36 protein-coding genes and 1 pseudogene are annotated in these 25,792 nt (G+C 40.6%); 31 read left to right on the top strand and 6 right to left on the bottom strand.

Going from position 1 to position 25,792, the window contains the following annotated elements; all coding sequences use genetic code 11:
- Position 1 precedes the first annotated feature (1 nt).
- The 5 genes from KFE17_11890 to KFE17_11910 all read left to right on the top strand — a co-directional run bounded on the left by KFE17_11890 (position 2) and on the right by KFE17_11910 (position 7,336).
- Positions 2-1,690, top strand: coding sequence for a right-handed parallel beta-helix repeat-containing protein (locus KFE17_11890; protein QUO31546.1), 1,689 nt, complete (start codon positions 2-4; stop codon positions 1,688-1,690).
- A gap of 159 nt (positions 1,691-1,849) precedes the next feature.
- A complete protein-coding gene (locus KFE17_11895) occupies positions 1,850-3,217 on the top strand; it encodes a citrate/2-methylcitrate synthase (GenBank protein ID QUO31547.1) in 1,368 nt (455 codons plus the stop codon).
- Between the two features lie 4 nt (positions 3,218-3,221).
- The gene (locus KFE17_11900; protein ID QUO31548.1) at positions 3,222-4,148 is read left to right on the top strand and encodes a lysophospholipase; all 927 of its coding nucleotides are present in this window, start codon (positions 3,222-3,224) and stop codon (positions 4,146-4,148) included.
- Positions 4,149-4,482: 334 nt separating this feature from the next.
- Positions 4,483-6,402 (top strand): beta-galactosidase, encoded by a 1,920-nt coding sequence (locus KFE17_11905; GenBank protein QUO31549.1) that lies wholly within the window; start codon positions 4,483-4,485, stop codon positions 6,400-6,402.
- On the top strand, positions 6,386-7,336 hold the full coding sequence (locus tag KFE17_11910) for a beta-galactosidase small subunit (protein ID QUO31550.1): 951 nt from the start codon (positions 6,386-6,388) through the stop codon (positions 7,334-7,336). The genes KFE17_11905 and KFE17_11910 overlap by 17 nt, the downstream gene beginning before the upstream one ends.
- Before the next feature lie 970 nt (positions 7,337-8,306).
- Here the strand turns inward: KFE17_11910 and KFE17_11915 are convergent.
- From KFE17_11915 to KFE17_11935, 5 genes are all read right to left on the bottom strand, one after another.
- Positions 8,307-8,609: an EAL domain-containing protein gene (locus tag KFE17_11915; GenBank protein ID QUO31551.1), complete on the bottom strand. Its 303-nt coding sequence runs from the start codon at positions 8,607-8,609 to the stop codon at positions 8,307-8,309.
- Positions 8,585-8,827 (bottom strand): hypothetical protein, encoded by a 243-nt coding sequence (locus KFE17_11920; protein QUO31552.1) that lies wholly within the window; start codon positions 8,825-8,827, stop codon positions 8,585-8,587. Before KFE17_11920 ends, KFE17_11915 begins: the two co-directional genes overlap by 25 nt.
- 496 nt (positions 8,828-9,323) lie before the next feature.
- Entirely contained in the window at positions 9,324-10,493 is a 1,170-nt protein-coding gene (locus KFE17_11925; protein ID QUO31553.1) for an integrase, read from the bottom strand.
- Positions 10,494-10,683: 190 nt separating this feature from the next.
- On the bottom strand, positions 10,684-11,733 hold the full coding sequence (locus KFE17_11930; GenBank protein ID QUO31554.1) for a DUF4236 domain-containing protein: 1,050 nt from the start codon (positions 11,731-11,733) through the stop codon (positions 10,684-10,686).
- Positions 11,734-11,774: 41 nt separating this feature from the next.
- Positions 11,775-12,320 carry a DUF5067 domain-containing protein gene (locus KFE17_11935; protein QUO31555.1) on the bottom strand — a complete coding sequence of 182 codons (546 nt, stop codon included), beginning with the start codon at positions 12,318-12,320 and terminating at the stop codon, positions 11,775-11,777.
- Positions 12,321-12,441: 121 nt separating this feature from the next.
- On the opposite strand from KFE17_11935, the gene KFE17_11940 reads away from it, so the two are divergent.
- Complete coding sequence (locus tag KFE17_11940; GenBank protein ID QUO31556.1) at positions 12,442-12,639, top strand: helix-turn-helix transcriptional regulator; 198 nt, start codon at positions 12,442-12,444, stop codon at positions 12,637-12,639.
- 309 nt (positions 12,640-12,948) lie between these two features.
- On the opposite strand, the gene KFE17_11945 is transcribed toward KFE17_11940, so the two are convergent.
- Positions 12,949-13,326 (bottom strand): helix-turn-helix transcriptional regulator, encoded by a 378-nt coding sequence (locus KFE17_11945; protein ID QUO31557.1) that lies wholly within the window; start codon positions 13,324-13,326, stop codon positions 12,949-12,951.
- A gap of 159 nt (positions 13,327-13,485) precedes the next feature.
- Here KFE17_11945 and KFE17_11950 point away from each other — a divergent pair, with 159 nt between their 5' ends.
- The 25 genes and pseudogenes from KFE17_11950 to KFE17_12070 all read left to right on the top strand — a co-directional run bounded on the left by KFE17_11950 (position 13,486) and on the right by KFE17_12070 (position 25,787).
- The gene (locus tag KFE17_11950; protein ID QUO31558.1) at positions 13,486-13,647 is read left to right on the top strand and encodes a hypothetical protein; all 162 of its coding nucleotides are present in this window, start codon (positions 13,486-13,488) and stop codon (positions 13,645-13,647) included.
- A gap of 197 nt (positions 13,648-13,844) precedes the next feature.
- Complete coding sequence (locus KFE17_11955) at positions 13,845-14,030, top strand: hypothetical protein (protein QUO31559.1); 186 nt, start codon at positions 13,845-13,847, stop codon at positions 14,028-14,030.
- A 71-nt stretch (positions 14,031-14,101) separates the two neighbouring features.
- A complete protein-coding gene (locus KFE17_11960) occupies positions 14,102-14,842 on the top strand; it encodes a hypothetical protein (GenBank protein ID QUO31560.1) in 741 nt (246 codons plus the stop codon).
- Positions 14,832-15,122 (top strand): hypothetical protein, encoded by a 291-nt coding sequence (locus KFE17_11965; GenBank protein QUO31561.1) that lies wholly within the window; start codon positions 14,832-14,834, stop codon positions 15,120-15,122. Before KFE17_11960 ends, KFE17_11965 begins: the two co-directional genes overlap by 11 nt.
- Positions 15,100-15,291 carry a hypothetical protein gene (locus KFE17_11970; GenBank protein QUO31562.1) on the top strand — a complete coding sequence of 64 codons (192 nt, stop codon included), beginning with the start codon at positions 15,100-15,102 and terminating at the stop codon, positions 15,289-15,291. Before KFE17_11965 ends, KFE17_11970 begins: the two co-directional genes overlap by 23 nt.
- Positions 15,284-15,862, top strand: coding sequence for an ERF family protein (locus tag KFE17_11975; protein ID QUO31563.1), 579 nt, complete (start codon positions 15,284-15,286; stop codon positions 15,860-15,862). Before KFE17_11970 ends, KFE17_11975 begins: the two co-directional genes overlap by 8 nt.
- On the top strand, positions 15,862-16,437 hold the full coding sequence (locus KFE17_11980; GenBank protein QUO31564.1) for a hypothetical protein: 576 nt from the start codon (positions 15,862-15,864) through the stop codon (positions 16,435-16,437). The genes KFE17_11975 and KFE17_11980 overlap by 1 nt, the downstream gene beginning before the upstream one ends.
- Positions 16,430-16,732 carry a phosphoenolpyruvate carboxykinase gene (locus tag KFE17_11985; protein QUO33705.1) on the top strand — a complete coding sequence of 101 codons (303 nt, stop codon included), beginning with the start codon at positions 16,430-16,432 and terminating at the stop codon, positions 16,730-16,732. Before KFE17_11980 ends, KFE17_11985 begins: the two co-directional genes overlap by 8 nt.
- Positions 16,733-16,818: 86 nt before the next feature.
- On the top strand, positions 16,819-17,196 hold the full coding sequence (locus tag KFE17_11990; GenBank protein ID QUO33706.1) for a RusA family crossover junction endodeoxyribonuclease: 378 nt from the start codon (positions 16,819-16,821) through the stop codon (positions 17,194-17,196).
- Positions 17,193-17,861, top strand: a complete 669-nt coding sequence (locus KFE17_11995) for a hypothetical protein (GenBank protein ID QUO31565.1) — start codon at positions 17,193-17,195, stop codon at positions 17,859-17,861. Before KFE17_11990 ends, KFE17_11995 begins: the two co-directional genes overlap by 4 nt.
- Positions 17,862-17,950: 89 nt before the next feature.
- Complete coding sequence (locus KFE17_12000; GenBank protein ID QUO31566.1) at positions 17,951-18,124, top strand: hypothetical protein; 174 nt, start codon at positions 17,951-17,953, stop codon at positions 18,122-18,124.
- Complete coding sequence (locus KFE17_12005; GenBank protein ID QUO31567.1) at positions 18,108-18,632, top strand: hypothetical protein; 525 nt, start codon at positions 18,108-18,110, stop codon at positions 18,630-18,632. The genes KFE17_12000 and KFE17_12005 overlap by 17 nt, the downstream gene beginning before the upstream one ends.
- 9 nt (positions 18,633-18,641) lie before the next feature.
- Positions 18,642-19,088, top strand: a complete 447-nt coding sequence (locus KFE17_12010; protein ID QUO31568.1) for a hypothetical protein — start codon at positions 18,642-18,644, stop codon at positions 19,086-19,088.
- Positions 19,089-19,091: 3 nt separating this feature from the next.
- Complete coding sequence (locus KFE17_12015) at positions 19,092-19,247, top strand: hypothetical protein (GenBank protein QUO31569.1); 156 nt, start codon at positions 19,092-19,094, stop codon at positions 19,245-19,247.
- 79 nt (positions 19,248-19,326) lie between these two features.
- Complete coding sequence (locus KFE17_12020) at positions 19,327-19,716, top strand: hypothetical protein (GenBank protein QUO31570.1); 390 nt, start codon at positions 19,327-19,329, stop codon at positions 19,714-19,716.
- Positions 19,716-19,913 (top strand): hypothetical protein, encoded by a 198-nt coding sequence (locus KFE17_12025; protein QUO33707.1) that lies wholly within the window; start codon positions 19,716-19,718, stop codon positions 19,911-19,913. The genes KFE17_12020 and KFE17_12025 overlap by 1 nt, the downstream gene beginning before the upstream one ends.
- Positions 19,914-20,079: 166 nt before the next feature.
- The gene (locus KFE17_12030; GenBank protein QUO31571.1) at positions 20,080-20,487 is read left to right on the top strand and encodes a hypothetical protein; all 408 of its coding nucleotides are present in this window, start codon (positions 20,080-20,082) and stop codon (positions 20,485-20,487) included.
- Positions 20,487-20,816, top strand: a complete 330-nt coding sequence (locus tag KFE17_12035) for a DUF3850 domain-containing protein (protein QUO31572.1) — start codon at positions 20,487-20,489, stop codon at positions 20,814-20,816. The genes KFE17_12030 and KFE17_12035 overlap by 1 nt, the downstream gene beginning before the upstream one ends.
- A complete protein-coding gene (locus tag KFE17_12040) occupies positions 20,782-21,183 on the top strand; it encodes a DUF551 domain-containing protein (GenBank protein ID QUO31573.1) in 402 nt (133 codons plus the stop codon). Before KFE17_12035 ends, KFE17_12040 begins: the two co-directional genes overlap by 35 nt.
- Before the next feature lie 207 nt (positions 21,184-21,390).
- On the top strand, positions 21,391-21,576 hold the full coding sequence (locus KFE17_12045) for a hypothetical protein (GenBank protein QUO31574.1): 186 nt from the start codon (positions 21,391-21,393) through the stop codon (positions 21,574-21,576).
- The gene (locus KFE17_12050; protein QUO31575.1) at positions 21,554-21,970 is read left to right on the top strand and encodes a sigma-70 family RNA polymerase sigma factor; all 417 of its coding nucleotides are present in this window, start codon (positions 21,554-21,556) and stop codon (positions 21,968-21,970) included. Before KFE17_12045 ends, KFE17_12050 begins: the two co-directional genes overlap by 23 nt.
- 172 nt (positions 21,971-22,142) lie before the next feature.
- A complete protein-coding gene (locus KFE17_12055; GenBank protein ID QUO31576.1) occupies positions 22,143-22,685 on the top strand; it encodes a hypothetical protein in 543 nt (180 codons plus the stop codon).
- A pseudogene (locus tag KFE17_12060) lies at positions 22,678-23,052 on the top strand (helix-turn-helix domain-containing protein). The gene KFE17_12055 and the pseudogene KFE17_12060 overlap by 8 nt, the downstream one beginning before the upstream one ends.
- Before the next feature lie 64 nt (positions 23,053-23,116).
- The gene (locus tag KFE17_12065) at positions 23,117-24,442 is read left to right on the top strand and encodes a phage terminase large subunit (GenBank protein QUO33708.1); all 1,326 of its coding nucleotides are present in this window, start codon (positions 23,117-23,119) and stop codon (positions 24,440-24,442) included.
- The gene (locus KFE17_12070) at positions 24,435-25,787 is read left to right on the top strand and encodes a phage capsid protein (GenBank protein ID QUO31577.1); all 1,353 of its coding nucleotides are present in this window, start codon (positions 24,435-24,437) and stop codon (positions 25,785-25,787) included. The genes KFE17_12065 and KFE17_12070 overlap by 8 nt, the downstream gene beginning before the upstream one ends.
- Positions 25,788-25,792 lie beyond the last annotated feature (5 nt).

Raw genomic sequence — 25,792 nt, forward strand, 5'->3', positions numbered from 1 at the left:
AATGAGACAGATTCAGGTAAAGGAATTTCAGATTCTCCCGGGAGATTTCCGGGAGAATACATTGAAGTTAAGAAAGCTTCTGGATGAATGCCGCGCCTGCGAAGAAGAGACAGAAATTCTCTTTGAAGAAGGCGTATATCACTTTTATCCGGATTATGCAGAAGAGAAACTATTATATATTTCAAATCACGATGAAGATACGATCAAGAAGATTGCCTTTGATTTGACAGGCTGCCGCAATTTGACATTGCGTGGAAATAAGACGGAATTTAGATTCCATACAGACATTCTTCCGTTCTATATTCATTCATGTGAAAATGTGACTGTTGAAGGAATTACGATTGATTTTCAGCGACCGGGATATTCGGAGGCAGTCATCCGGGAATTAGAACCAAAGCGCATGGTAATGGAAATCAATAAAGAAGAATATCCGTACGAGATTCTTCACGGAAGGTTATTTTTCCGGGGAGAGAATTTCTTCTGCGAGATGACTCATGGATGTCTGGAAATGGATGCAGAGCGCATGGCACCGGTGTACATGGGACATGACATTAGCTTTAATCGTCCATATTCATGGTCTTACGGCGCGGTATTTAAAGAACTTTCAGAAGGACTTGTGGAAGTTACGCTGATGGGCGACAGAGAATTTCTGAAAACTTCAAAAGTTGGAAATCATTTGATCCTGCGGCATCACGCCCGGACGCATCCGGCATTTTATGTGACATATAGTAAAAATACGGTGTTAAGAGATATTATGCTTTATCATTGTACCGGAATGGCTGTGATTGCACAATTTGATGAAAATCTTACGATGGAACGGTTTGATATCAGGATTCATCCGGTAAAAAAACGTGTTTTCACTATAACAGCAGATGGATTCCATTGTATTTACTGTAAAGGACAGATTTTGATCAAAGACTGTTTCCTTGAAAATCAGCTGGATGATCCTGTAAATATTCACGGTATTTACGGACGTATCCACAAGGTGCTTAGCGATAGCGAAGTTCTTGTAGAACTTGTGGAAGGAATGCAAAAAGGAGTGCCGCTTGGAAAATCCGGTGAGACGTTTGGTGTGATCAACAATGAAACAATGCTGGATGTATCAGCGGAAGTGCTTGCAGAACATAAAATGCTGAACCGAGATTATCAGTACATGAGATTTGCAAAACCGGTAAAAGGTTTGCAGGAAGGCTTTGTTGTGGAGAACAAAGATTATGCTCCGGATGTTCTTGTGGAAGGATGTACATTCCAGAATAACCGGGCAAGAGGATTGCTGCTCACAAGTGCAGGAGAAGTAATTGTGCGGGATAATACGTTCCGCTCGGCAGGGGCAGCAATTTTAATCGAGGGGGATTCAAATTACTGGTTTGAATCCGGTGCAACGAAATCAATTCTTCTTGAGAAAAACCGCTTTATTGATTGCGCCTATGTACCTGACTGGGGCGAGGCGCCGATCCAGGTGTCCCCAAGCGCCAAAAAATATGAGGATGGTGTGAGATATCATAAATATCTTGAGATCCGCGACAATGATTTCTATTGTTTTGATGATCGTCTTGTTTCCGCTCAGAACATTGAAGAAATCTGCATGTACGGAAACCGGATTCATAAAACAGACAGTTTTGAACCGATTCCGGGTGAAAAAATGAAATTGGAAGGCGTTCTCAGAGTCACAGACAAACCGCATAGATAGTGTAAAATAATAAAATTTTTAGATTTGTAACAAATATTTAATCCTGTGTTTTCTTGTATTATGAACTTCAATTTAGTATAATAAAGTAACTTAGCAGCAGAGAAGTCAGAATTTTCTGACTTTGATGGTTTACTTGATTAGAAGAAAGGGGAGAAGCATATGCCAGAAACACAGGATATTTTATTTGATATAACACCGGAGATCCGGAAATATGCAGAATTGTGCAATACGAGCAATGCAATTGAACGGGAGCTTTACACAAAGTACGACGTCAAGCGAGGACTGCGTGACCTGAATGGTAAAGGTGTTCTTGCAGGACTTACGAATGTATCAGATGTTCGGGCAAAGAAGATTGTGGATGGAGAAGAAGTTCCGTGTGAAGGAAATCTCTATTATCGTGGTTATAGTATTCGTGATCTCGTGGCAGGATTTCGAAAAGAGAATCACCCCGGCTTTGAAGAGATTGCATATTTACTGTTGTTTGGCGAACTGCCGAACAGAGAACAATTGAAAGAATTTCAGCAGACTCTCGTTGACAGAAGAACGCTTCCATCTAACTTTGTGCGGGACATTATTATGAAGGCTCCAAGCAAAGACATGATGGTAAGTATTTCCAGATCGATTTTGAACCTTTATTCCTATGATCCGAAGGCAGATGAAACCGATACAGAGAATGTACTGCGTCAATGTCTGAATCTGATCAGTCAGTTTCCGATGCTGATGGTTTACAGTTATCATGCATATAATTACCGGCAGGGCAACGATCTGTTTATTTACGCTCCATCGAAAAAGCTCTCTATGGCGGAGAACATTTTGATGATGCTTAGAGAGGATAAGAAATATACGACATTAGAAGCAGAGATTCTCGACATGGCGCTTGTGCTTCATATGGATCATGGCGGCGGTAATAACTCAACTTTTACTACGCATGTAGTAACTTCGTCAGGTACAGATACCTACTCGACTTTTGCGGCAGCGATGGCATCTCTAAAAGGACCGAAGCATGGAGGTGCGAATATTAAGGTTACGTCGATGTTTGAAGATATGAAGGAACATTTGACAGATTGGGAAGATGAAGAACAGATTTGTGCGTATCTGGAAGCGTTACTTGATAAAAAAGCTTTCGACCGGAAGGGATTGATTTATGGAATGGGGCACGCTGTCTATTCTATTTCCGATCCGAGAGCAGATATTTTCAAATCCTTTGTTGGACAGCTTGCAAAAGAAAAAGGATACGAAAAGGAATATGCTCTTTACCAGAAAGTAGAACGTCTTGCGCCGAAGATTATCGGAGAGAAACGAAAGATTTATAAAGGTGTAAATGCCAATATTGATTTTTACAGCGGGCTTGTGTATCGTATGCTGAACCTTCCGAAAGAATTGTATACACCGATTTTTGCAGCAGCCCGTATTGTTGGGTGGAGTGCTCACCGGTTAGAAGAACTGAAGAATGTAGATAAGATTATTCGTCCGGCTTACAAATCACTTGCACCACATCGAGAATATATAAGAATGGAAGACAGATAGTAATATGAAATCAGAATTTTTTTATCCATCCAGTGATGGAGTGACTTCAATCCATGCCATTGAGTGGATTCCTACACAGAAGCCAAAGGCGGTGCTTCAGATCAGTCATGGGATGGTAGAATATATTGGACGATATGATGAATTTGCAGAGTATTTGTGTGAGAAAGGATTTTATGTTGTCGGTCAGGATCATCTGGGACATGGAAGGTCTGTGTCAGGAGAAGGAGGACACGGATATTTTCATAAAGAAAAAGGAAATGAATATGTAGTTGGAGATATTCATAAACTGCGCCAGAGGACGAAAGAGATTTACCCGGATATTCCGTATTTTTTGCTTGGACATAGTATGGGATCGTTCCTGACAAGACAGTACATTCAAATGCACGGAAGCGGATTGTCCGGTGTGATTATTATGGGAACAGGGTATCACGGAGCTTTCGAACTTCAGATGGGGCGGCTGCTCTGCCGTGCGATTGCAGCGGTAAAAGGAGATCGCTACAGAAGCCGCCTTGTGAATAATCTTGCTTTTGGAGGATATAACAGAAAATTCCGTCCGGCAAGAACAGAAGTAGACTGGCTTACGAAAGATACAGAAATTGTAGACCGGTATCGGAAAGATCCGTGGTGTACCTTTTTATTTACTGTGAATGCCTATTACCATATGTTTACCGGAATGCTGCAGCTTACCAAAAAACAGAATGTAGAAAAGATACCGAAGAAGCTCCCAATTCTTTTTGTGGCAGGAGCAGATGATCCTGTTGGTAACTTTGGGAAAGGTGTGGATAAAGTATATCGACAGTACAAGCGTGTGGGGATAAAAGATGTTTCGCTCAAGCTATATCCCGGTGACCGGCATGAGATTTTGAATGAGACGGATCGGCAGCAGGTCTATGAAGATATCGGGGAATGGCTGTTAAAAATCTGTTCATAATCTTTTTACTTTGTGAACACAGTTATATCACATTTTTTCATTATAGTATTAATTGTAAAGAACAAAAGATAAAGAACTTTACAAAAGCCTGAACAGACAGGCACATTATTAAATAAACTTTCTTTTTCATAACTTTCCTCTAACGGGCCGAAAGAGATTGCCCGTGAGAAAATCGCCCAGAATATTTGTTGCTGAGCGATTTTTTTGTTTACAAATATTGTCTCCGGGTATGATGTGGAGTATCATACAATGCAGCTATATATTTTTCCCAAGATATATTCTTGCAGGTGTGACTGCAGGTGCTGTAAAAGAATAACTATTCAGGAGGATTATTATGCAGGCAGATATCAGATGGCTGGATCAACCGGAAGTATTTCGGGTAAATAGACTTGATGCACACAGCGATCATCGATTTTTTGAAAATGAACAAACATATCAGAAGAAAGAAGAAACACTTCGACAGTCTTTAAATGGAATCTGGAAATTTCATTATTCCGTAAATGCGAAAGAACGTCCAAGCGCATTTTATGAGCAAGGATATGACTTGTCAGAGTTTGGACAGATTCAGGTTCCGCAGCATATTGAAATGGCCGGATACGATAAGATTCACTATATTAACACAATGTACCCGTGGGAAGGACATGAATACCGCAGACCGGCAGGAACATGCGGCGAGACAGGGGAAGGAATGTTCAGCGAAGCGTCTTACAATCCTGTCGGATCTTATGTGCGTACGTTTGATCTGAATCAGTCTTTGCGCGGGAAAAGGATTATATTAAGCTTTGAAGGTGCAGAACAGGCAATCTATGTTTGGGTCAATGGACAATTTGTCGGATATGCGGAGGACAGTTTTACTGTATCAGAATTTGATATCACACCTTACATAAAAGATGAAGGAAACGTACTTGCAGCAGAAGTACATAAACGCAGTACAGCTGCCTTTCTGGAAGATCAGGATTTCTTTAGATTTTTTGGGATTTTTCGCGATGTGAATCTATATGGACTGCCCAAATTACATGTAGAAGATCTGTGGGTACATCCGCGCTGCCCGGAAAGCAGTGGAAAAGAGAACGAAGAAGCTTCATTGGACATTGACCTGAAACTTTCCTGTGCGGAGAACGAAGAGCAGGCTGCAGAGAAGATGATAGCGCAGGCGTATGTAAATATTCGGCTTCTGGATGGAAAACGAGTTATGTTATCTTATAATGTACCGGCAGCATTCTCAATGCATCAGCGCTTTTTGATACCGGAGGAAGTGAAACTCTGGAATCACCGGCATCCTGATTTATATACATTGGAACTCCGGTTATATATTGAAGACGGAGAACCAATCGAAGTAGTGCCATATCCAATTGGATTTTGTAAAATCGTTCTTGAAGATGGGATCATGAAACTAAATGGAGAACGTTTGATTTTAAATGGAGTAAATCGCCATGAGTGGAATGCGAAAAGTGGAAGATGCATTTCTGATGAAGACGAAATATTCGATATTGCGTGTATAAAAAATAATAATATCAATGCAGTGAGGACTTGTCACTATCCGGATCGGATGAGCTGGTATTATAGATGTGATGCGGCGGGAGTCTATGTAATGGCAGAAACAAATCTTGAAAGTCACGGTTCCTGGCAGAAAATGGATGCAATAGAGCCGTCCTGGAATGTGCCGGGAAGTGTTTCCTGTTGGAAAAATGCCGTTTTAGACCGCGCCAAGACACAGTTTGAAGTATTGAAAAACCATGTTTCTATTTTATTTTGGTCACTTGGAAATGAGTCATATGCAGGAGACGTACTGAAGGAAATGAATGCCTTTTACAAAAAAACAGATCCGGATCGTCTTGTACATTATGAAGGCGTAGTTCATAATCCTGTTTATCGCGACTGTATTTCAGATATGGAGAGCCGGATGTACGCCAAACCGGACGCAATCCGGGAATACCTGGAAGATAACCCGTCAAAACCGTTTATTCTGTGTGAATATATGCATGATATGGGAAATTCGCTCGGAGGAATGAAATCTTATATCGATTTGATTGATCAATACAAAGAATATCAGGGCGGGTTTATATGGGACTACATTGACCAGGCGATTTATGTAGAAGATGAAGTAACAGGAAAAGAAGTGCTGCGCTACGGCGGAGATTTTGACGACCGGCCATCTGACTATGAATTTTCCGGAAATGGACTGATATTTGCAAATCGCGTAGAGAAACCGGCAATGCAGGAGGTAAAATATTACTATGGATTACACAAATAAGATGAAAATTATATTTGGAGATGTGACACTCGGAATCCATGGAGAAGCATTTCATTATATTTTTTCGTATCAGAAGGGCGGTCTGGAGTCGCTGAGAAAATATGGAAAAGAGTGGCTGTATCGTATTCCGCAGCCTACATTTTGGAGAGCAACGACAGATAATGACCGCGGGAATGGATTTCCGTTAAAATCAGGGATGTGGATGAGTGCAGACATTTTTCAGAAATGTGTTGATATTAAGGTTCTGATAGACGGTCAGCAGATTGAAAAGCTGCTTGCGCCGGATAACAACTGCTATAACGTTCCAACTTTTGCTGACACTGCAGAAATTATCTTTACTTATAAGACGATTACAGTTCCAAGTACAGCAGTAGAAGTATCTTATACGGTAACAGCGGATGGAAGAATAGCTGTTCAGGTTCATTATCATGGAAAAAAAGGGTTACCGGAGCTTCCGGTGTTTGGTATCCGTTTTATTATGCCGACAAAAGCATCCGGTTATATGTATGAAGGACTTTCAGGAGAAACGTACCCGGATAGAATGGCAGGAGGAGTTCAGGGAAGTTACGAAGTCAAAGGGCTTCCGGTTACACCGTATCTGGTTCCGCAGGATTGCGGAATGCATATGCAAACAGAATCTGTCACAGTATACCGCACAAATGTTTTGGATAACTCTTCCACAAATGTGGAAAAAACCGGACTTACATTCCGGTCAAGTGGAAAACCATTTGCTTTTTCCTGTCTTCCGTATACGGCAGAAGAGTTGGAAAATGCAACGCATCAAGAAGAACTGCCTCCGGCAAGAAGAACGGTACTTTCTATCTGCGGCGCTGTTCGCGGTGTAGGAGGGATTGATAGTTGGGGAAGTGATGTAGAAGCAGAATATCATATAGATGCGGAAAAAGATATTTTGTATGGATTTGTAATTTCTTAAGTCTTTGTTAATAAATTTTCGTTTTCTTTTAGAATATTAACATACTTTGGACACATTTTTCACGTATACTAAGAGTCAGATAGATGAGGAACACTCATTTATCACCCCCCTCATAAAGTAATCACTTGGTGGAATAAACCATAACAAGTGACACTTTACTCTCATTCCTTTAGATAACTATAAAACCAACGAAACCCGTTAGCCGGAAGGTTAGCGGGTTTTCGCTGTTTCTACGTCTATCGGAATTGCTTTTCGGTCAAATTTTTCTAAAGGAATATTTGTTAAGTTTTGCAACTTTTCCTACGAATTTTGTACTCTCACTTTCATAATACTTTATGGCATTTTACAAGAACATACTTATCTAAAAACATATTGCCACAAGACAGTTCCTTTGATAAAATAAGACAAGGCACTACATGAGAATGGTAGGCGGTTAGTCCTTCAACAGGGGTTGCTGAGTGCCAGCGGCACTCGTTTAGCAACGACCGAAGCGGCAGCGTAGACCTGAACCCTCTGATTACATAGAAATCCTGCTTGCGGGAAATCTGGGAAAGGAGGGCTTGACTTATGAGTGATTTTGAAATGCTCTCCATCGTACTAATGATACTTAGTATTGTTGTAACGATTTTAATTGCGTATATAAATCAATCAAAAAAGTAACCGCCCCTCAGCCAAAAGGTTGCGGTTACTCTTTTGAGTAATTAATCTATTTGGACTAACCAACTATCAGTAGTGCCTTGTTTATATCTATAATATACCACCCATTAAGCACGTTGTAAATATACAGCTTTGTAAAATGCGTAAACATTCCAAGATGTTCTCGGTCAAATTCGGGTCAAATCCTCATAAGAACATATAAACTAACTATCAGTAGTGCCTTATTTACATCTTTATTCTGGCAAACTTAAAAAAATTAACTCATTAGTTTTTCAAATGCTTCTACAGGCATTGGCTTTCCAAAATAATATCCTTAAATCATATCACACTTCTGCTCTTTCAGAAAATCTACATATTCTCTTGTTTCTACACCTTCTGCCACAACTTCAATATTTAATTCCCGGGCAATTCGGATAATTCCTTTGCTGACGATTTTTCCCCGTTCTTTTTCCTGCTCTGCAAACGTTTTTCCGTCCAGCTTAATCGTCGAAATCGGAATACTTTTTAACATATTGAGGGAAGAATATCCGCTTCCAAAATCATCCATCGAACAGGAAAAGCCCATGTCTTTTAGTTTCTGTACAAAGCTTATCAACATCCCTCTTCCGTCCAACATCGTGTTTTCTGAAATTTCAAATGATAGTAAAATATCACAACTGCGCCCAACATTGCCATGCTGAACCACAAATATGGGATCAGAAATTCAATCCCACGCATTCTTGGTTGGTACTGAGTCTCGAATTTAATATAGAACCAAATAAGTCCAATGTTGATGATGATAAAACTAATAAAACATATCCGATAAATATTCTTTTTATTTTGAACATCTCTCATTTCCTGTGTCCTCTCAAATCTTATTCAATATACTGTCTATTATAACACAGAAAGACTTCTGAAAACGGTTGTAAATACAGAAACAGCGAAAACCCGCTAACCTTCCGGCTAACGGGTTTCGTTGGTTTTATAGTTATCTAAAGGAATGAGAGTAAAGTGTCACTTGTTATGGTTTATTCCACCAAGTGATTACTTTATGAGGGGGAGATAGTTGAGTCTTCCTCATCTATCTGACTCTTAGTATACGTTAAAAATATGTCTAAAGTATGTTGAGTTTCTAAAAGAAAACGAAAATTTATTAACAAAGACTTAAGAAATGCAAAGATAAAGACAACTGTCCTACAAAAATTAAGTAAAGAAACACATTCTATCGAATCTTAAATCAATCTTAAAATGGCGGTTTCTTTGAAAACATTGTAAAATGCGGAAAAACATTGATTTTATGCGATAAAACACGGTTTTTTGAGTGACGTATTGTAATTAATTTTAGTCGCATTTACGATATTTTTTGCACTTTATTTGCAACACGTTTTAGACAAATTTTTTCGATCTCTTTCCGGAGGTCTTCCAGAGATCGATGTCCATACACTCCGTTTGTAATGTCTTCAAATTTGTGTCCGAGCATCCGCTTTCGGTCATTCTCCCTTACACCGTATTTTTCGCACAGGGTAGAGAACGTGTGCCGGCAGTCGTGAGAAGTATGCTCTCCAACGTTTATAGAAGAGAGATAATCCGGTAGATATCTCTGGAATGTCGCATAAGAGTATGGCATTAGGCATTGGTATTTTTCTATGCGCTCCTCTACGATCGGAAGAATAAGAGAATGTATCGGAACAACACGCTCTTTGCTAGTCCTTGTCTTTAAACCGCCCTGGAAGCTTCGGCTTTTTAAATTGGTTGTAATTACCTTTAACTCTCCGATACGATATCCAGAAAAACATAGAATCAGTAATATTTGTGCAATATCGTCCTCTCGATGATCCCAAAGGCGTTCTAAATCTTTTTGAGAAAACGGGACACCATGTATATCGTCATCTGCGACATTAATGCGCAGCAGCTCTGTGGGATTCCTGTCGATGTATCCTTGTGCAAGGGCATAACGGAACATTTGCTTGCATAACGTAACAATCAGCTCCAAACTTGAGTGTTTTAATGTGCTTGCATCTACTATTCTCTGCAGATCCTCATATTTAATTTTGGAAAGCGCTTTGTTGTGCACGGCATTACAATTTTTGAAAGAGGCAGCGGAAGAATACTTAGATGAATCACTATATTCCTTCTTCCCCTCAAATTTCCATTTATAAAATTCCTCATACAATTCTGCGAATGTCTTTTCGTGCTCATCCGGCGCAGGCTTCATCCGGTTCAGATCAGCCAGAATCCGCTGCGTAAAGCTGTTCATATCCGTTCCGTCCATAGCTCGCATAACGGCAAGTTCTTTTTCCATTCCTGGTTTGTAAGTGCCTGCTTTATATGCGGTCAATACTGCGAATCCTACATACCAGTCATTCACATAGCAGAGCGCCTTTGGAGTAATTGGTTTTCCGAGGTCTGTATATTCCGTAACCGGAGGATGTACAGCGTAAGGGTTTGTACGGTTCCCGGATAGGCGCCGGATGCTGCCAAAACCATTTGGCAAGTTTGGATGCTTCTGTTTTTTAGCCATAATTCATCTTCCTTTCTATTTTTGGGTATAAAAATAACAGCCAAAACACAAACAACAGTTTGGTATTGTGCGGCTGTTCCGAAGATGATACAATATGCTTGTCAAGACAATGTGCATATCTTCGGATATGTGGTGCATTTGCACCGTGCAACCGTTCCTGTTGGCGCAGGGGCGGTTTTTATTTAATTAATTATTGTGGTGGATGGCAAATTCCGCATGGTCCATAAATACCCCGAACTTCCGATAAGCGTTTTTCAATTTTGGATTTTAATGTTCGGCAACCAGCATTATGATATTTTGACCCTGTATTTGTTATATATACAATAGGATCTTCGGCATTTTGCTGGGCTATTGCAGCTTGCTCTTGGGCAGCCTGTTCTTGAGCTGCTTGTTCCTGTGCTAAGCGTTCTTGCTCTGCAGCTTCTGCGGCAGCCCGTTCTTGCCTAATGCGTTCTTCTTCGGCGGCTTTTGCTTCTTCCTCTTGTCTGATTCGTTCTTCTTCCTCTGCCTTCAAACGGGCTTCTTCCTCTGGATCTACGACAGTTATGTCTGCTGCATCACTTTTGATTTCTTCATTTGCTGTAAAGTATAGCGATGCTTTTCCGGCATCCGTGAATGTGATAGTGGTTTTCCCGTCTTTGTATTCAAGCGTTGCAATGTCATTTTCAGACAATTCCAAATTTTCTATTTCTGCGTCCGACGGGTTAGCGTCTATTTCTACCTCCACGACATCGCCGATGTTAAATTTTTCTTTTTCCCATTCCGCAGATATGGACTCTAATTCCGGAGAATTTCCAAGCCAAGCAAACACTAATAGAGATGTTGCTAAAACTACGGAACATATCGAAACATTTCTAATCCTGTTTGTCCTATACTTCTTTGACATAAAAAAGTATACTAAAAGTGGTATCGCTGGTATCCACAAAAGGGAGTACACAACTAACGCAAGAGCGAGTAATACAATTGCGACAACGAATCCAAGACATCCACCACTGTTATCTTTCGATGCTTTTCTGCCCATTGGCTCATTACCTTTCTCTTTCCCTTTGGTATTTCCACCTTCTGTTTCTGTGTAATACAGACCAGTTCCGGGAATTCCAAAACTTTTTGTTCTTTTTCCTTTGGAATTCACTGTGTAGTGCATTCCTTTTCCGCCAAAAGTAAAACTATGGCTGTTTTTGTTTAGATTGAACTTCACGCCAGGAGCGATTTTGAAGCTCTTTCTAAAACGAAATCCCATTTTCTCTCATCCTCTCTTATAAATATTTTAAGAGGTTAGTGCTATTGCACGGCAATTTTCTGGACATCTTTTTTATTATCGAAAGAGAACATATCAGAGGCTTCGATTGTAATTTCCGAATCACTCTTTAACTTATAAGTCTGACACACTTCCACAGTTCCGCCAGGCTGCACCTCATTCAGAGCGTAATTATTCATAGCATCATTCATTTCTGCCATTACAGCCATTTCGCACTCGGAGCCATCCTGGAAGCACTGCACATTGGCGGTTACACTTGCTGTGGCGTTTTCTTCGCCCGTATTTGTGAAGTTGTAATAAAACAGAAGAGCTTTATTTCCTTCGAAATCCGTTCCGAATTCGTGACGAGTATAAGTTACATTAAAAGCATCTGTTGTAAAGTTAATAACTCCATCGTCAGCTTCTTCTGCCGGAGCTTCTTCGGAGTCTTCTTTTGCTTCTTCCTTTTTTACTTCTTCTTTCTGTTCTGTTTTCTGCTCTGCTTTTGGCTCGGTGTCAGAACCCCCACAAGCAACCGCTGATACAGCAAGAACTCCTGCTAATAATAAAGTTACAATTTTCTTTTTCATTTCTTTTTCTCCTTTTCTAAACAAAAACCATACTATATATAAACGCCGAAGCGGATATATTAATTTCATTTCCAGTTTTTCCCGGTAGATTTCCGGTACCGTGGCTATTTAAAATAAGTACATGCGTATTCTGTTAGGTAAAATCATGTACAATAAAAATCTATCTGTCCGGCAAGTGTCTATACTTACCGGACTATCCAAATCGACAATCAGCCGGATTACGAATGGAGATGTATCTCCGACCGCAGACACTCTTGAGCAGTTAGCTAAAGGTCTGAAAATCCGGATATCCGATCTGATAGAGTCCGATTTTTTATAAGTGTCCCATATCTGGGACGATTCCTCTGTTTTGTGTAAGTTTTCAAAAACTCATCTGTCTAATTAGTAGATAACCAGAAATGGTAAAATAAAACAGAACAAATGTTCGGGAAACGTATTGAAATTCTCACACGAATGTTGTAAGATTTAATCAAGGAATTTCGAACGTGCGTTCCAAAACAGAGGAGGGTACACAATGAACTGCGAAGAGTACAAACAAACCATTATTAAATTGCTTAATGAGACAGAAGATGAAGAAATACTTCTTCTCATCATTGAAATTATTAAAAGGCTTAAGGATTAGGGAAACCTAGTCCTTTTCCTTTATCAAATCATTCGCAATTCGTTCAAGAACTTTCCAGTCGCTCTCATCCAACTTGGATAATGCAAAGAGCAGCCTTTCTTTAAAAGAATCCTTTTCTCCCTTAAATAAGTCAGTCGTGAGTTTCGCAATCTGTTGTGTTCTATTCAATGCAACGAACTTTTCTCCTTTGCCGGTTCGAAGCCATTCTTCATTTACATTAAATTTTTCGCAAATATCCTCTATAAGTCTATCACTTGGGATCGCACCTTTATTTGTAATTTTAGAGACGTATGCTTGCGTAATGTTTAGTTTGCTGGCAAATTCAGTTTTTGTTATCTCTTTCTCTTCTAATAAAAAAAGAATACGTTCTCTAATGGTTTCCATGTAATCACCTCTTTCCTAATTTAACTATATCATAATGAAGCAAATAAATCAAGAAAAATATTTAACTAAGTTAAGTTAAAAGTGTTGACAAGTTAAATGAGTTAATATATAATTAAACCAAGTTAAGAATATAAAAGAAAAGCAAAGAGGTGTTATTTAATGTCAGAAAAAGAGAAAAAAATTATTGAATCTATCTCAGAAGCTCTTCCGAAGATGTCAGAATTCGACAAAGGTTATTTGTTAGGTTCTGCAGAAAGAATGGTTTCTGAAAAAGAGAAAGCAGAAAAGACAGGAGCTGATAATTGTGAAAACAACAGTTAGAGCACAAGAGGCCTCCCGCATTTTAAACATCCCTCCGCAGGAATTGCGGATAGGAATCCAAAGAGGAAGGTTTAAGTTTGGGGATGCAATTAAAAACAAAGGTTGTAGCAGATTGCATTACACAGTAAATCTCTACAAGGCAGCAGAAGAGCTGCATATACCATTGGAAGAGGTTAAGGAGAGGTGGGAAGAGCTTTATGAAAAAAGGAATAGCGAAAATCGGCGATGAGATTATTGCCGTTGTGGAAACAGATGAAGTGAAAGTAATAATGCGGGAGGTAAATGGGATGCGAGAAATTAAGGTCGAGGAAAAGCAAAAGAAAGAGATCCAGTTAATCGATATCCGGCCACGTGCCAGACCGGCAAAAAGAAAGAGCGCTTAAAATGGCCGGCAAGCCTAAGCGCCCTAGAAAAAAGTCAATTTTATTTTAAAAGAAAGTGGAGAGAAAGTCAAATGAGAAAATTTGAATTAACAAGTGAATTTATTACAGTGTTTGGAAAAAAACTATTTAGAATTAAAGCCCTGATCTCTTTTGGAGATGTAAAAGAGGGAGAGTTAGGCGGATATGTAGAAAAAGAGGGAAATTTAAACCAGTCCGACAATGCTTGGGTGTTCGGCAATGCTTGGGTGTCCGGCGATGCTCAGGTGTCCGGCGATGCTCAGGTGTTCGGCAATGCTTGGGTGTCCGGCAATGCTTGGGTGTCCGGCGATGCTCAGGTGTTCGGCAATGCTTGGGTGTCCGGCAATGCTTGGGTGTTCGGCAATGCTTGGGTGTCCGGCAATGCTTGGGTGTCCGGCGATGCTCAGGTGTTCGGCGATGCTTGGGTGTCCGGCTATGCTCAGGTGTTCGGCAATGCTCAGGTGTTCGGCGATGCTCAGGTGTTCGGCAATGCTCAGGTGTTCGGCGATGCTCAGGTGTCCGGCGATGCTCAGGTGTTCGGCAATGCTCGGGTGTCCGGCAATGCGGATTATGCTACTGTACATGGTTTTGGTTCGGAATATCGTACTACTACATTTTACAAAGCTGAAAATGGTGAGGTTGGTGTGAAATGTGGATGCTTTTGCGGAAACTTAAAGGAATTTAGAGAAAAAGTAAAAGAAACACACGGAGACAGTAAAAAGGCGAAAGAATATTTGCTGATTGCGGATTTAATGGAAATCAGATTTTCCGAGGAGGAAACAGATGGTAAATAGAGAAAAGCTACATAAGATTTTAACATTGGTTTTAGAGATAGCCGAACGAGGGCAAGGAGAAAATGGATATCCGTATGTTTCTCTCGGGATTTCCAATTATGGATATCCAATATGGGTTACTGCAAAGAATAACGGTTTCTCCCCGGAGGGTAAGTATGACATCGACATATTTGTAGAAAGTGATGCTGATGCCGATAAAGCAATTGAAGCTTTGGAAGAGCTGTTAAAGAAAGCGGTGGACAAGATCGGAGAGAACGATGGAAACAATACCATATTATGATGAATGGAAAACCACTCCACCGGATGAATCCGAAGTTCTTGGAATATGTTGGAAATGCGGGGAACCCATTTTTAACGAGAAGGAATGCATAGAGGACTTCATGGGACATGCTTGGTGCGAGAACTGTTTGAAAGATATGTACGAAGAGGGAGAATCGGAAGATGAGTAGTTTGATAGAAAAATTATCCTGCATTCAGCAGCAGATTAAGGCGCCGAAAAATTTGAAGAATTCTTTTGGCGGCTACATGTACAGAAATGCAGAGGGAATCTTGGAAGCAGTGAAGCCGTATGAAGAAAAGTACAAGGTTGCTTTCCTGCTTCAGGACGAAATGATGCTTGTGGGCGAACGATATTATGTCAAGGCAACAGCAACAATCTTAGACACAGAGACGGATCATACGATTGCTGCAACAGCTTATGCAAGAGAGGCGGAAACAAAAAAAGGCATGGATGAGAGTCAGATTACCGGTACGGCATCGTCATATGCGCGTAAATATGCTTTAAATGGACTTCTGCTTCTTGATGATACGAAAGATGCTGATACGGATGAATTTCAGAAAGAGCAAAAGCAAGAGGCAGCGACAGCGGCGCAGAAAAATACAATCAGGGAAATCTGCGAGAAGCACAAAATAGACATTCTTGCGCTGTATGCATCAAACAACCTTGATGATAAAACGCTAACAGCCATCCAGGCCGGGCAGATTTTGTCCAGCTTCAAAAAGAAATACGGTGATGATTAATGAAGTTAACAGGCAAATTGAGGGAACCGATTATTGACTATTCGACAGGTCGTCCGCTATTACTGTTTGAGTCAAATGATGACGTTAAAGAGACATATGAGGAGTTGAAAGACTCAGAGAAATTGAGCCTTGAAATAAAGAAATACCGGCGCCAGAGAAGCTTGGACGCAAATGCATACTACTGGGTACTCTGCACAAAGCTCGCAAAACTTCTGCATACGTCGAATCAGGAGATGCACAATCACATGCTGCGTTTATATGGACAGCCGGTGATCTTCGAGGGGAAATGCGCTTTTGCTACCATACCAGATACGGAACAGGCGGAAAAGCAAGTAAATAATGCAATGGATTATCATCTGCAGCCGACTTCTCAGGTGCGTGAGGGAGTAGACGGCGTTATGTATCGTACATATAAGCTTTTGAGAGGTTCCCACACTTACAACAGCGAAGAAATGGCGCGGTTGATTGACGGTCTTGTAGGAGAATGTAAAGACGCCGGCATGACTGATGCAGAGATTGCATCTCCGGACGAAAAGCGGATTCTGAGAGAAAAGTATGGTGTTGATATTGGCTAAACGTCTAAAAAGCATTTTTACCGATGATATGGATAGATGTATGTATACCGGAAGCTTTGCAGTAGAACGCCATCATATTTTCCATAATACGCACGGAGAGCGAATGTTATGTGAAAAGTATGGATTTATCGCACCGCTGCGGTGGGACTTACACCAGAACGGAAAAGATAGCGTACATCAGAACCCGAACGGGAAAATAGATCTGGAATTGAAAAAAATGTGCCAGCTCTATTACGAAGAACATATCGGAACTCGCGAAGATTTTATTTGCGAATTCCATAAAAACTATTTATAGCCTTATGATCTAAGGATTTTTAATATATCACACGTTACCGTGAGCCATTGTTTCAACCTCCCACTCCGGTGGGAGGAGAAAGGAGTATTGTGGTGTACAAGCTGGTAATACATGGCAGACTTGATAATTTAAACGATTACATAGCTGCGTGCAGAACGAACCAATACAAAGGCAGCACCGTGAAGCATCGTAATGAAGAAAAGGTGCTGTGCGCTATATATGAGCAATTGGGCAGATTAAGAATTCAAAAGCCGGTGTATATGAGGTATACGTGGTTCGAGAAAAACAGACGTAGAGATTTAGATAATATTAGTTCTTTCGGCCGGAAAGTCATTCAGGATGCGCTTGTGGAAGCCAAAGTCTTGAAAAATGACGGGTGGAAAGAAATTACAGGATTTTCTGACAGGTTCGCCGTGGATTCGGAAAATCCAAGAATCGAAGTGGAAATAGAGGTGGAACAATGAGAGACAGTATGGTGTTCTATCGGAGTTTTTGGGAAGCGATCGAGGAGTTGCCGGAAGAAGAGTTTAAAAAGACGGTATCGGCAATTATGAAATACGGATTGTATGAAGAAGAGCCGGAAGTAAGCGGAATAACGAAAGCAATTTTTACATTATGTAAACCTCAGATTGATGCGAATAACAAGAGGTATCGGAATGGGAATAAAGGTGGTAGACCTAAAACCAAACAAGAACCAAACGATAACCAAGACGTAACCGAAAGTGTTATATCCGATAACCAAACGATAACCAAACAGAAACCAAGTAATAACCAAGAGATAACCAAAGCCGAACCTAATGATAATGTAAATGTAAATGTAAATGATAATGTTAATGTTAAAAATAAAAGGCGGTTTACACCGCCGACAGAAGAAGAGGTGCGCGCTTACTGCGAAGAGCGTGGTAATTGCGTAGCCCCACAAACATTTATTAATTTTTACGACTCGAAAGGTTGGATGATTGGGAAAAATCGAATGAAGGACTGGAAAGCCGCTGTCCGTACATGGGAAAGATCTGGGAGAAGTGATCAGACAAGGCAGGAAGTGACCGCCAAACGTGATCGTTTTAATAATTTCCCAAGCCGGAGCTATGACATGGACAATTTAGAGCGGCAACTACTGGGGGAATGACGATGAAGAAGAAAAATAAGCCGATTTTTGTCGGTAGCAAGAAAAAGAAACGGAAGATACGGCGGTAATGCCGTTTGGGAGGTAAAAACATGGGATTTAGAGCAATTAAATGTCCAGATAAGAAAATTGCATCTGCTCCGCCCGGATTTGAAACGAAATGGACGGCTGCATGCGATGCAGTAAAGCGTAAATGCAGCAAGAGCCAACTGGAAAACATGAAAATCGTGAAAGAACCGGGGACAGAAGATGGCAAAAAGAGATAAAGAGTACGAAGCGAGAATACAAGGGATGCTATATGCTGCGAATATTGTGAAAGAGCATGATCTCGCTTACCTGGAGAAAGAAATAAAAAGGCGCGGTGTCTTGAAAGCGCCGTTAGCCTATACAGACAAGCAGATTGATGAATTCTGGAAGCAGTTGTCTGCGAATCTATACGCAACAATGACTTGCGTTACTGGAATGACTCTGGCGGATGAATTTGGTTTTGGAAAGCAGAGACTTCAAAAGTTCCGGAAAGAGTTTTTGAATAAAACGCAAAAAACACTCGATCTTGATTGGATTGGGGAACATTATGTAACGCTAGAAGATTATGCGGTGCACTTAAATGCTAAGTACGGACTGGGGCTTGACGTGGAAAGAATCGCGGTATGCCAAGAGTCGCATGACAAAGGAAATGAGAAATATAAGATGGCGAATTTTGACAGGATTCTTGATGAGTTGAAAGAAAATGGATTCGCAGACGCAGCGAAGTTTTTAGAAAAGAAAATGTAGGAGGAACTTATGAGATACACAGAATATCACTGCGGAGTAGCAGTTATAAAAGAGAAAACATTATTGAGAGACGCAATGAAAAAACTGGCAGAATATGAAAACCGGGAAGATAGGAAAACGCAGACAGAACAATCGAAACCGGATTTTCCGGTACTTACAAACAATGACAAGAGAAAAGAGTTCCTGAAAGGCTTCCATGAATGGCCAATCTGGTTTGAAGTACCGGAGAAGAATGAAACATACTATCGTTACAATCTTCCGGATGGCAGCAGCATTGTAATTTGCGAATATAATGTGTGGAAAGAATGGATGTGTCGATATAAAACGGGAAATCCGGAGTCGAGAGAAACAAGATTATACTTGCTAGAAGAGGGATATAGATATCTGAATGATTGCAGAGTAAGCGAAAGCGTTATTGTAGAGCATCTGAAGAACGTGCAGAAAGGGCTGAAATAGAAGATGGACGAAAAGAAAGTTAGAGAAGCGATTGAGCTTATTGATGGAATTATCGAAGTAGAAGTTATTTTACCGGAAGGTGTCGGAGACATAAATAAAGCGCTTGATCTGGCAATCGAAGCGCTGGAAAAACAGCTGCCCAAAAAAAGTGGAAGTTAAAGAGTGGAGTCCTGCCAGATGTCCAAATGTAGATTGCGGACAGAGACTTGTTTGGCCGGAAGAATAGGAGAGTGGAAGAATGAAATTGAATATAAAAAAAGGTCATGCAGTGGCATTTGATTTTGACGGAGTAATACACAAATATTCTGAAGGTTGGCAGGATGGGAGTATTTATGATGAGTACAACCCTGAAATCTTAGATTTGATATTACTTTTAAATACAATGAAGATACCCGTATTTATTTTATCAACAAGAGAACCAAAACAGATAAAAGAATGGTGGGACGAACAAGAATTCACATTAAAGGCAGAAGTTATTGAACCAAATACATTGTTTTTCGATGATTTAGATTATGTCGGAATCACTAGAACGAAGTTGCCAGCACAGATTTATGTAGATGATAGAGCATATAAGTACACAGGACAAACAGTAAAAGAATTTTTGTTTGACTTTGCGGAGGTAGAATGATGAAAGAACTAAAGAAATGCCCGTTTTGTGGCTCTGTTAGCGGATACTACATGATGGAAACAGTTCGTAGGGGATTATGTTTCGATTATGACGATACACCAATAGGCTCAACAGAGGATGTTACAGTTTATTCAGGGGAAAGACGTAGATGTATAGAGTGCGATAAAATTCTTCCCCGGAAAATGTTTGAAGAATAAGAGGACAGAAGAATGACGATTGTAATATACGCTATGTGCGTGAAAACTTATTGTGAGGTAGTTGGTAGCTATGCTGAGTGCGGGAAGCTTATGGTGCTCGGGACTGTGATGTGGTTAGGGCATATTGTGGTTAAATATTTATTCAAGGATTAGGCGGAGGTAAAAGATGAATAGAGAAATCATTTTTAAAGCAAAGAGAATAGATTGGAGAGACTTACCAAAAGAGCAATGGTGGGTGGAAGGAGATGTGCAACACACAACATCTAAAAATATTATATTAATCGTAGTTGATGATTATAAAGCCTATCCATGTGATTCAAGTACACTCTGCCAGTTCACAGGACTTACTGATAAGAACGGCGAGAAGATTTGGGAGAATGATATTGTAAGAAGAACCGATTTGCATGTTGTAAGCGAGCCATCTGTCGGATTTATTGAATATGATTTGAAAAATACATCATTCTTAATACATTGGACGGATAAGGTGGAATATTCGCCGACATACCACTGGAAAGATAGGCTGGAAGTAATCGGTAACATTTTCGATAATCCAGATTTGTTGGAGGCGGAGTGATGAGAGAAAAACGCTTGCATGAGCTTAAAATATATCCCAAGTATTTTGATGCGGTTTTGAATGGAAGTAAGCCATTTGAAATTCGCAAGAATGATAGGGATTTTAAAGTTGGTGATAATATCTTCCTGAGAGAGTGGGACAACATAAAATATTCTGGAAGAACGATATTTGCAGAAATTACATATATTTTGGATGATAAGTTTATTGGTTTAACAAAAGGGTATGTGGCTCTTGGAATCAAAGTGAATGACTATAGAAAGGTACCGTATAAAGAGTTGATGGAGGAAAGAAAAGATGAATGTGTTAGAAAAGATTTTGCAAGAGATTAAGGAACTAAAGCGAAAGCAAAATAATCAGAATCAAGATTATAGAACAGGCTATTTTAGTGCGTTATCCACGGTAGAGGGTGTTATTGCTGGATTAAATGACGGTTGGATTCCGGTAGAAGAGAGATTGCCGAAAGAAAATAACAAGCTGCGTTATGATATGCAATTAGTGACTCTCGAAGACGGAGAAGTGTGTTTAGGCGTGTATAATAATCAAGAAAATGCATGGTGGACGAGAAGACAAGAGGGAGAAGAGTGGTATACAAATAAGCGTAATGTTGTAGCATGGCAGCCGCTTCCGGAAGCATATCATCCAAAACAAGAACCGGTAGCAGAACATATTATGAGTAGATTTACAAGGGTAGAGTAAAGAGGACAGCGGAGCGTGGTCTTAAGTGCCATCGCTCCAACCTCAAAATAAGCTCCTCTATATATTAGACAACAGAAACCGAAAAACCTTACAGAAAAGGAGAAAAAATGATAGAAATTACAATGATTTTTATGGTGCTGGCAACAAGATATGCAATCCATGTCCTGATAGACGATTACCAGTACAAGCGCAAATGGAGGGAACGCCATGAGAGAGACACATAAGGAGAGAAAGCTAAGAGACCAGAGAAGAACAGGGGAACTGGAAAATTTGGAAACGACTGAGGCGGCAAGAGAGGCATTTAAGAGGGAGCCGTATGAGATTGTCGATGTATTAGGATATATCAAGGGGAAGTATGGAGGTGGTAATCTTGGACAAGGCGAAACTCGATAGATACAAAGCAAATGTAAAAGAGCTGGATTTAGTTGCGGAGCAGATAAATAACTTAAACGAGCGTTTAGAAAATGTTCCGGAAATATCGGGGAAAGTCACTGGATCCGGCAAAGACTTTCCGTACATAGAACAACATGTAACGGTAAGAATGAAAGAGCCTAAAGAATCCGATGCAATAAAGAACAAGATTCGGAAGAAAGAAAAGCGTCAGGCTCTCTTAACACAGGAAATTACAGAGGTAAGGGAATTTATAGAAGCCTTACCGGATGGAATAGAAAAACAGATTATGGAAATGGTGTATTTGGAAGGAATGAATCAAGCGGAAGTTGCAGAGAAGCTTGATTATTCAAAAGGACGGATATCACAAATAATTTCCAGAATCGCAAAAGATTAAACACATTAAACTTTTATATATGCTATAATTATTCTAGAGCAACTAGATAAGTAGCTCAGTACAAGTTATTTCCCATCCTTGTAAATATTTGCGAAGGAGCACCGGCAGTGAGACTGTTTGGTGCTCTTTTACGTTTAGATATTACGCAAAAAACAGAAAGGAGAAAGGCGGAATGAAATTAAGGCAGAAGCGGAAAAAGTTTAATATACTCAGAGCCAAAATGGAACTGAAAGAAGTAATGCCGGAACTACCGGAAGACTGCGTGTATAAATTTGTATCTGACGGTGGTTTCTCTACGATAAGCTTTATCATGCTGATTGCGGAGCTGACAAAAATTCATAATCTATACGCCTCTTCTTTCCGGATAGGCAAAAAGGAATTGCAGATCATAGACGCGTTACATAAAAAAGGAGCAATAGAGAATTGCTGTTTTGCAGTTGGAACACTTATGAAAAACGACAGTGATTCAGTGAAGAGATACGGATATTACGAGAATTTTGAAAAAGTATGCAATGACAACGGATTCCAATATTGTACGGTAAACAATCACTCGAAAATCATTCTGTTTGACACAGAAGCAGGGAAATATGTTCTGGAAACCTCTAGCAATCTTAATACCAACCCCAAAATAGAACAATTCAGTTTCGAAAAGGATTCAGAGCTGTTTGAATTTTACAAAAAATGCTTTGAGCAATGGAGCGATGCAAATGGCTAAGTATGAGAAATGGATCACTCAAGAAGGATTGATATTGATAGAAGGGTGGGCAAGAGATGGGCTAACGGATGAGCAGATAGCTGATAATATTGGAATCGCCGCATCGACTTTGTATGATTGGAAAAACAAGTATCCGGAGGTTTCGGAGTCCTTAAAAAAGGGGAAAGAAGTTGTTGACAGGCAAGTGGAGAATGCTCTGCTTAAAAGGGCTCTTGGATATGAGTACGATGAAGTGAAAGAAAAGTATGAATTCGGAGAACTTACGGAGAAAACGGTAACTAAGAAGAGAATCCCTCCGGACACAACAGCACAGATCTTCTGGTTGAAAAACAGAAAGCCGCATGCTTGGAGAGATAAACAGGAACACCTGGATAATACAATGGAGGATAACGATATGGTAAAACAGTATATCGAAGGAATGAAGCAACGTGATAAAACTAAGTGATAAACAAATTGAATATACCGAAAAAGCTACTCACAGATGGAACATTAAGTCCGGTGCAGTTCGTTCCGGAAAGTCCTTTGTAGATACTGCAGCTGTTATTCCACTTAGGATTATTGAGAGATTGGGGAAACCTGGTCTTACTGTTATTCTCGGGGTATCAAGAGACACAATCGAGCGAAATGTATTGCAACCACTCCGAGAAATATATACAGAAAAACGCGTAGGGACGATAAACAATCGAAACACAGCGTATCTGTTTGGCGAAGAGGTCTATTGTCTGGGCGCAGAGAAAGTCAGTCAGGTTGCTAAGATTCAGGGATCTTCCATAAAGTATTGTTATGGGGATGAAATAGCAAAATGGAACAAAGAAGTTTTCCAGATGTTAAAATCCCGTCTGGACAAGTCGTATTCCTGTTTTGACGGAGCTTGCAACCCGGAGCATCCAACGCACTGGCTAAAAGAGTTTATAGATAACAAAGACTTGGATATTTACTTGCAACATTATACGATATTCGATAACCCGTTTCTTCCGGAAGAGTATGTAAAACAGCTATGCAAAGAATACGAGGGCACAATCTACTACGATCGCCTTATTCTTGGATTGTGGAAGAGGGCGGACGGGTCAATCTACAAACGGTTCGCAGACAAACCGGAGAAGTTTTGTTGCGAAGTTGTGGATGAGTTGACGGATTCGGAGTGCAGGCAGTTTCGGAAAGAAGACATAACATCCATCGAAATTGGTTTGGACTTTGGCGGAAATCAGTCAGGGCACTCCTTTGTGGCGAGAGGATACACAGATAATTATGCTGACGTGATTGCCTTAAAATCCTGCAGAATCATGGCAAAGGATGAGAATGAGGACATCGATAGCAACCGGTTAAATGAGCTGTTCTGTGAATTCATTCGCGAAGTGATAGAAGATTATGCTGTCTGCGTGAAGCGTGGAAATTACGTAGAATACTGCAACGTGGAATCGGTGTTCTGGGATAATGCGGAAACCGTGTTGGGAAATTCTATTCGGAATGCTGTAGAAAAGGAGTTTCCGTGGATTAGCGTTCGACCGGCGAAGAAAAGACCGATAAATGACAGAATCAGATGTACCGTCAAGCTCATGGGGGCAGGGCGGTTTTTTATTACGGAAGATTGCGAATCTTTACGGACAGCTCTTTCAGATGCGGTTTGGAACAAAGAAGTTATCGGGAAAGATGAACGTCTGGACGATGGCAGCACAGACATCGACAGTTTGGATGCGTTTGAGTATACAATCGAACGCGATATGAAATACCTGATTGAAGAGGTGGAAAATGTTTGATGGATTTAAAAGATTTTGGAAAGGATTAATGCAGATGTTTGGACATACAACATTAAGGCAGATTGTCGGCAAAGACATTGCACTTTCTGACAACATGATCAATGCGATAAACCAATGGAAGCAAATGTTGAATGGACAGGCTGACTGGATTACGGATAGCATTGTTTCTCTCGGCATTGAAGAAGGGATCTGTAGAGAATTTGCAGACTGCGCATTGGTGGAAATGGAAACCGGTGTAAGCAATGAGCGTCTGGATAAGATATATCAGAAAAATATTGCAAGTCTGAATGAAAATCTGCAGGAAGGACTTGCACTTGGTTCTTTTGTGTTGAAACCGCTTGGCGGAGCTGCTGCCGAATTTGTTTCTGCGGATAAAATTATCCCTATTAGCTTTGGGGATGATGGAAAGCCGAATGATATCGCATTTCTGACTGTAAAAAGGGTTGGGGATGCAGATTATTTCATCCGGTTTGAGCGCCATTATTTTGTAAATGGGAATCTGACGATAGAAAATCGGTGTTTCCATTCGCAAACAGCAAATGACATTGGTCTTCCGTGCAGCTTAGAAGCTGTGGAAGAATGGGCGAATATTGAGCCGGGTCCGATTACTTATCCCGGTATGAGCCGAATGGACTTCGGGTATTATCGGAATCCGATTAAAAACAAGGTGGACGGCTCTTCTTGTGGCGTGTCGGTGTATGATTCCGCGGTGGATTTGATTCGAAAAGCGGATGTTCAGGGCGCGCGCCTTGATTGGGAATATGAATCAGGAGAGCGCGCTATCCATGTGGACAATAGGGCACTGAAACAGGATAAGTCTACCGGAAGAACTGGAATGGCAAAACTAAGAAATCGCCTTTACCGTGGATTGAACTTGGAAGCTGGAAAAGACCAAGAACTTCTTAAGGAATATTCGCCGGAAATGCGGGACGAAGCTTTTAAACGCGGATTGGAAGAGTACAAACGAGAAATTGAATTTTCTGTCGGGCTTGCTTACGGAGACCTATCAGATGTGCAGGAAGTAGCGAAGACAGCCACAGAGATTAAAGCATCCAAGAACCGGAAATACAACAGAGTAACAGCAATCCAGAATAATCTATACGATTGCCTGGAAGACTTTGTTGCCGGACTTGCGTTTTACAACAGCATGTTAAATTCGGGTTATGAATTCTCCTGCAAGTTTAACGATTCCATTCTGACGGATGAGGAGGCAGAACGGCAGCAGGACAGACAGGATGTGAGCATGGGCGTGATGTCGCATCTCGAATACCGGATGAAATGGTACAACGAGGATGAAGCAACAGCAAAGAAGATGCTGCCGGAGCAAAACCAAGTGATGGAGTAGGTGGG

The organism is Faecalicatena sp. Marseille-Q4148, assembly GCA_018228665.1.
Classification (GTDB): domain Bacteria; phylum Bacillota; class Clostridia; order Lachnospirales; family Lachnospiraceae; genus UBA9414.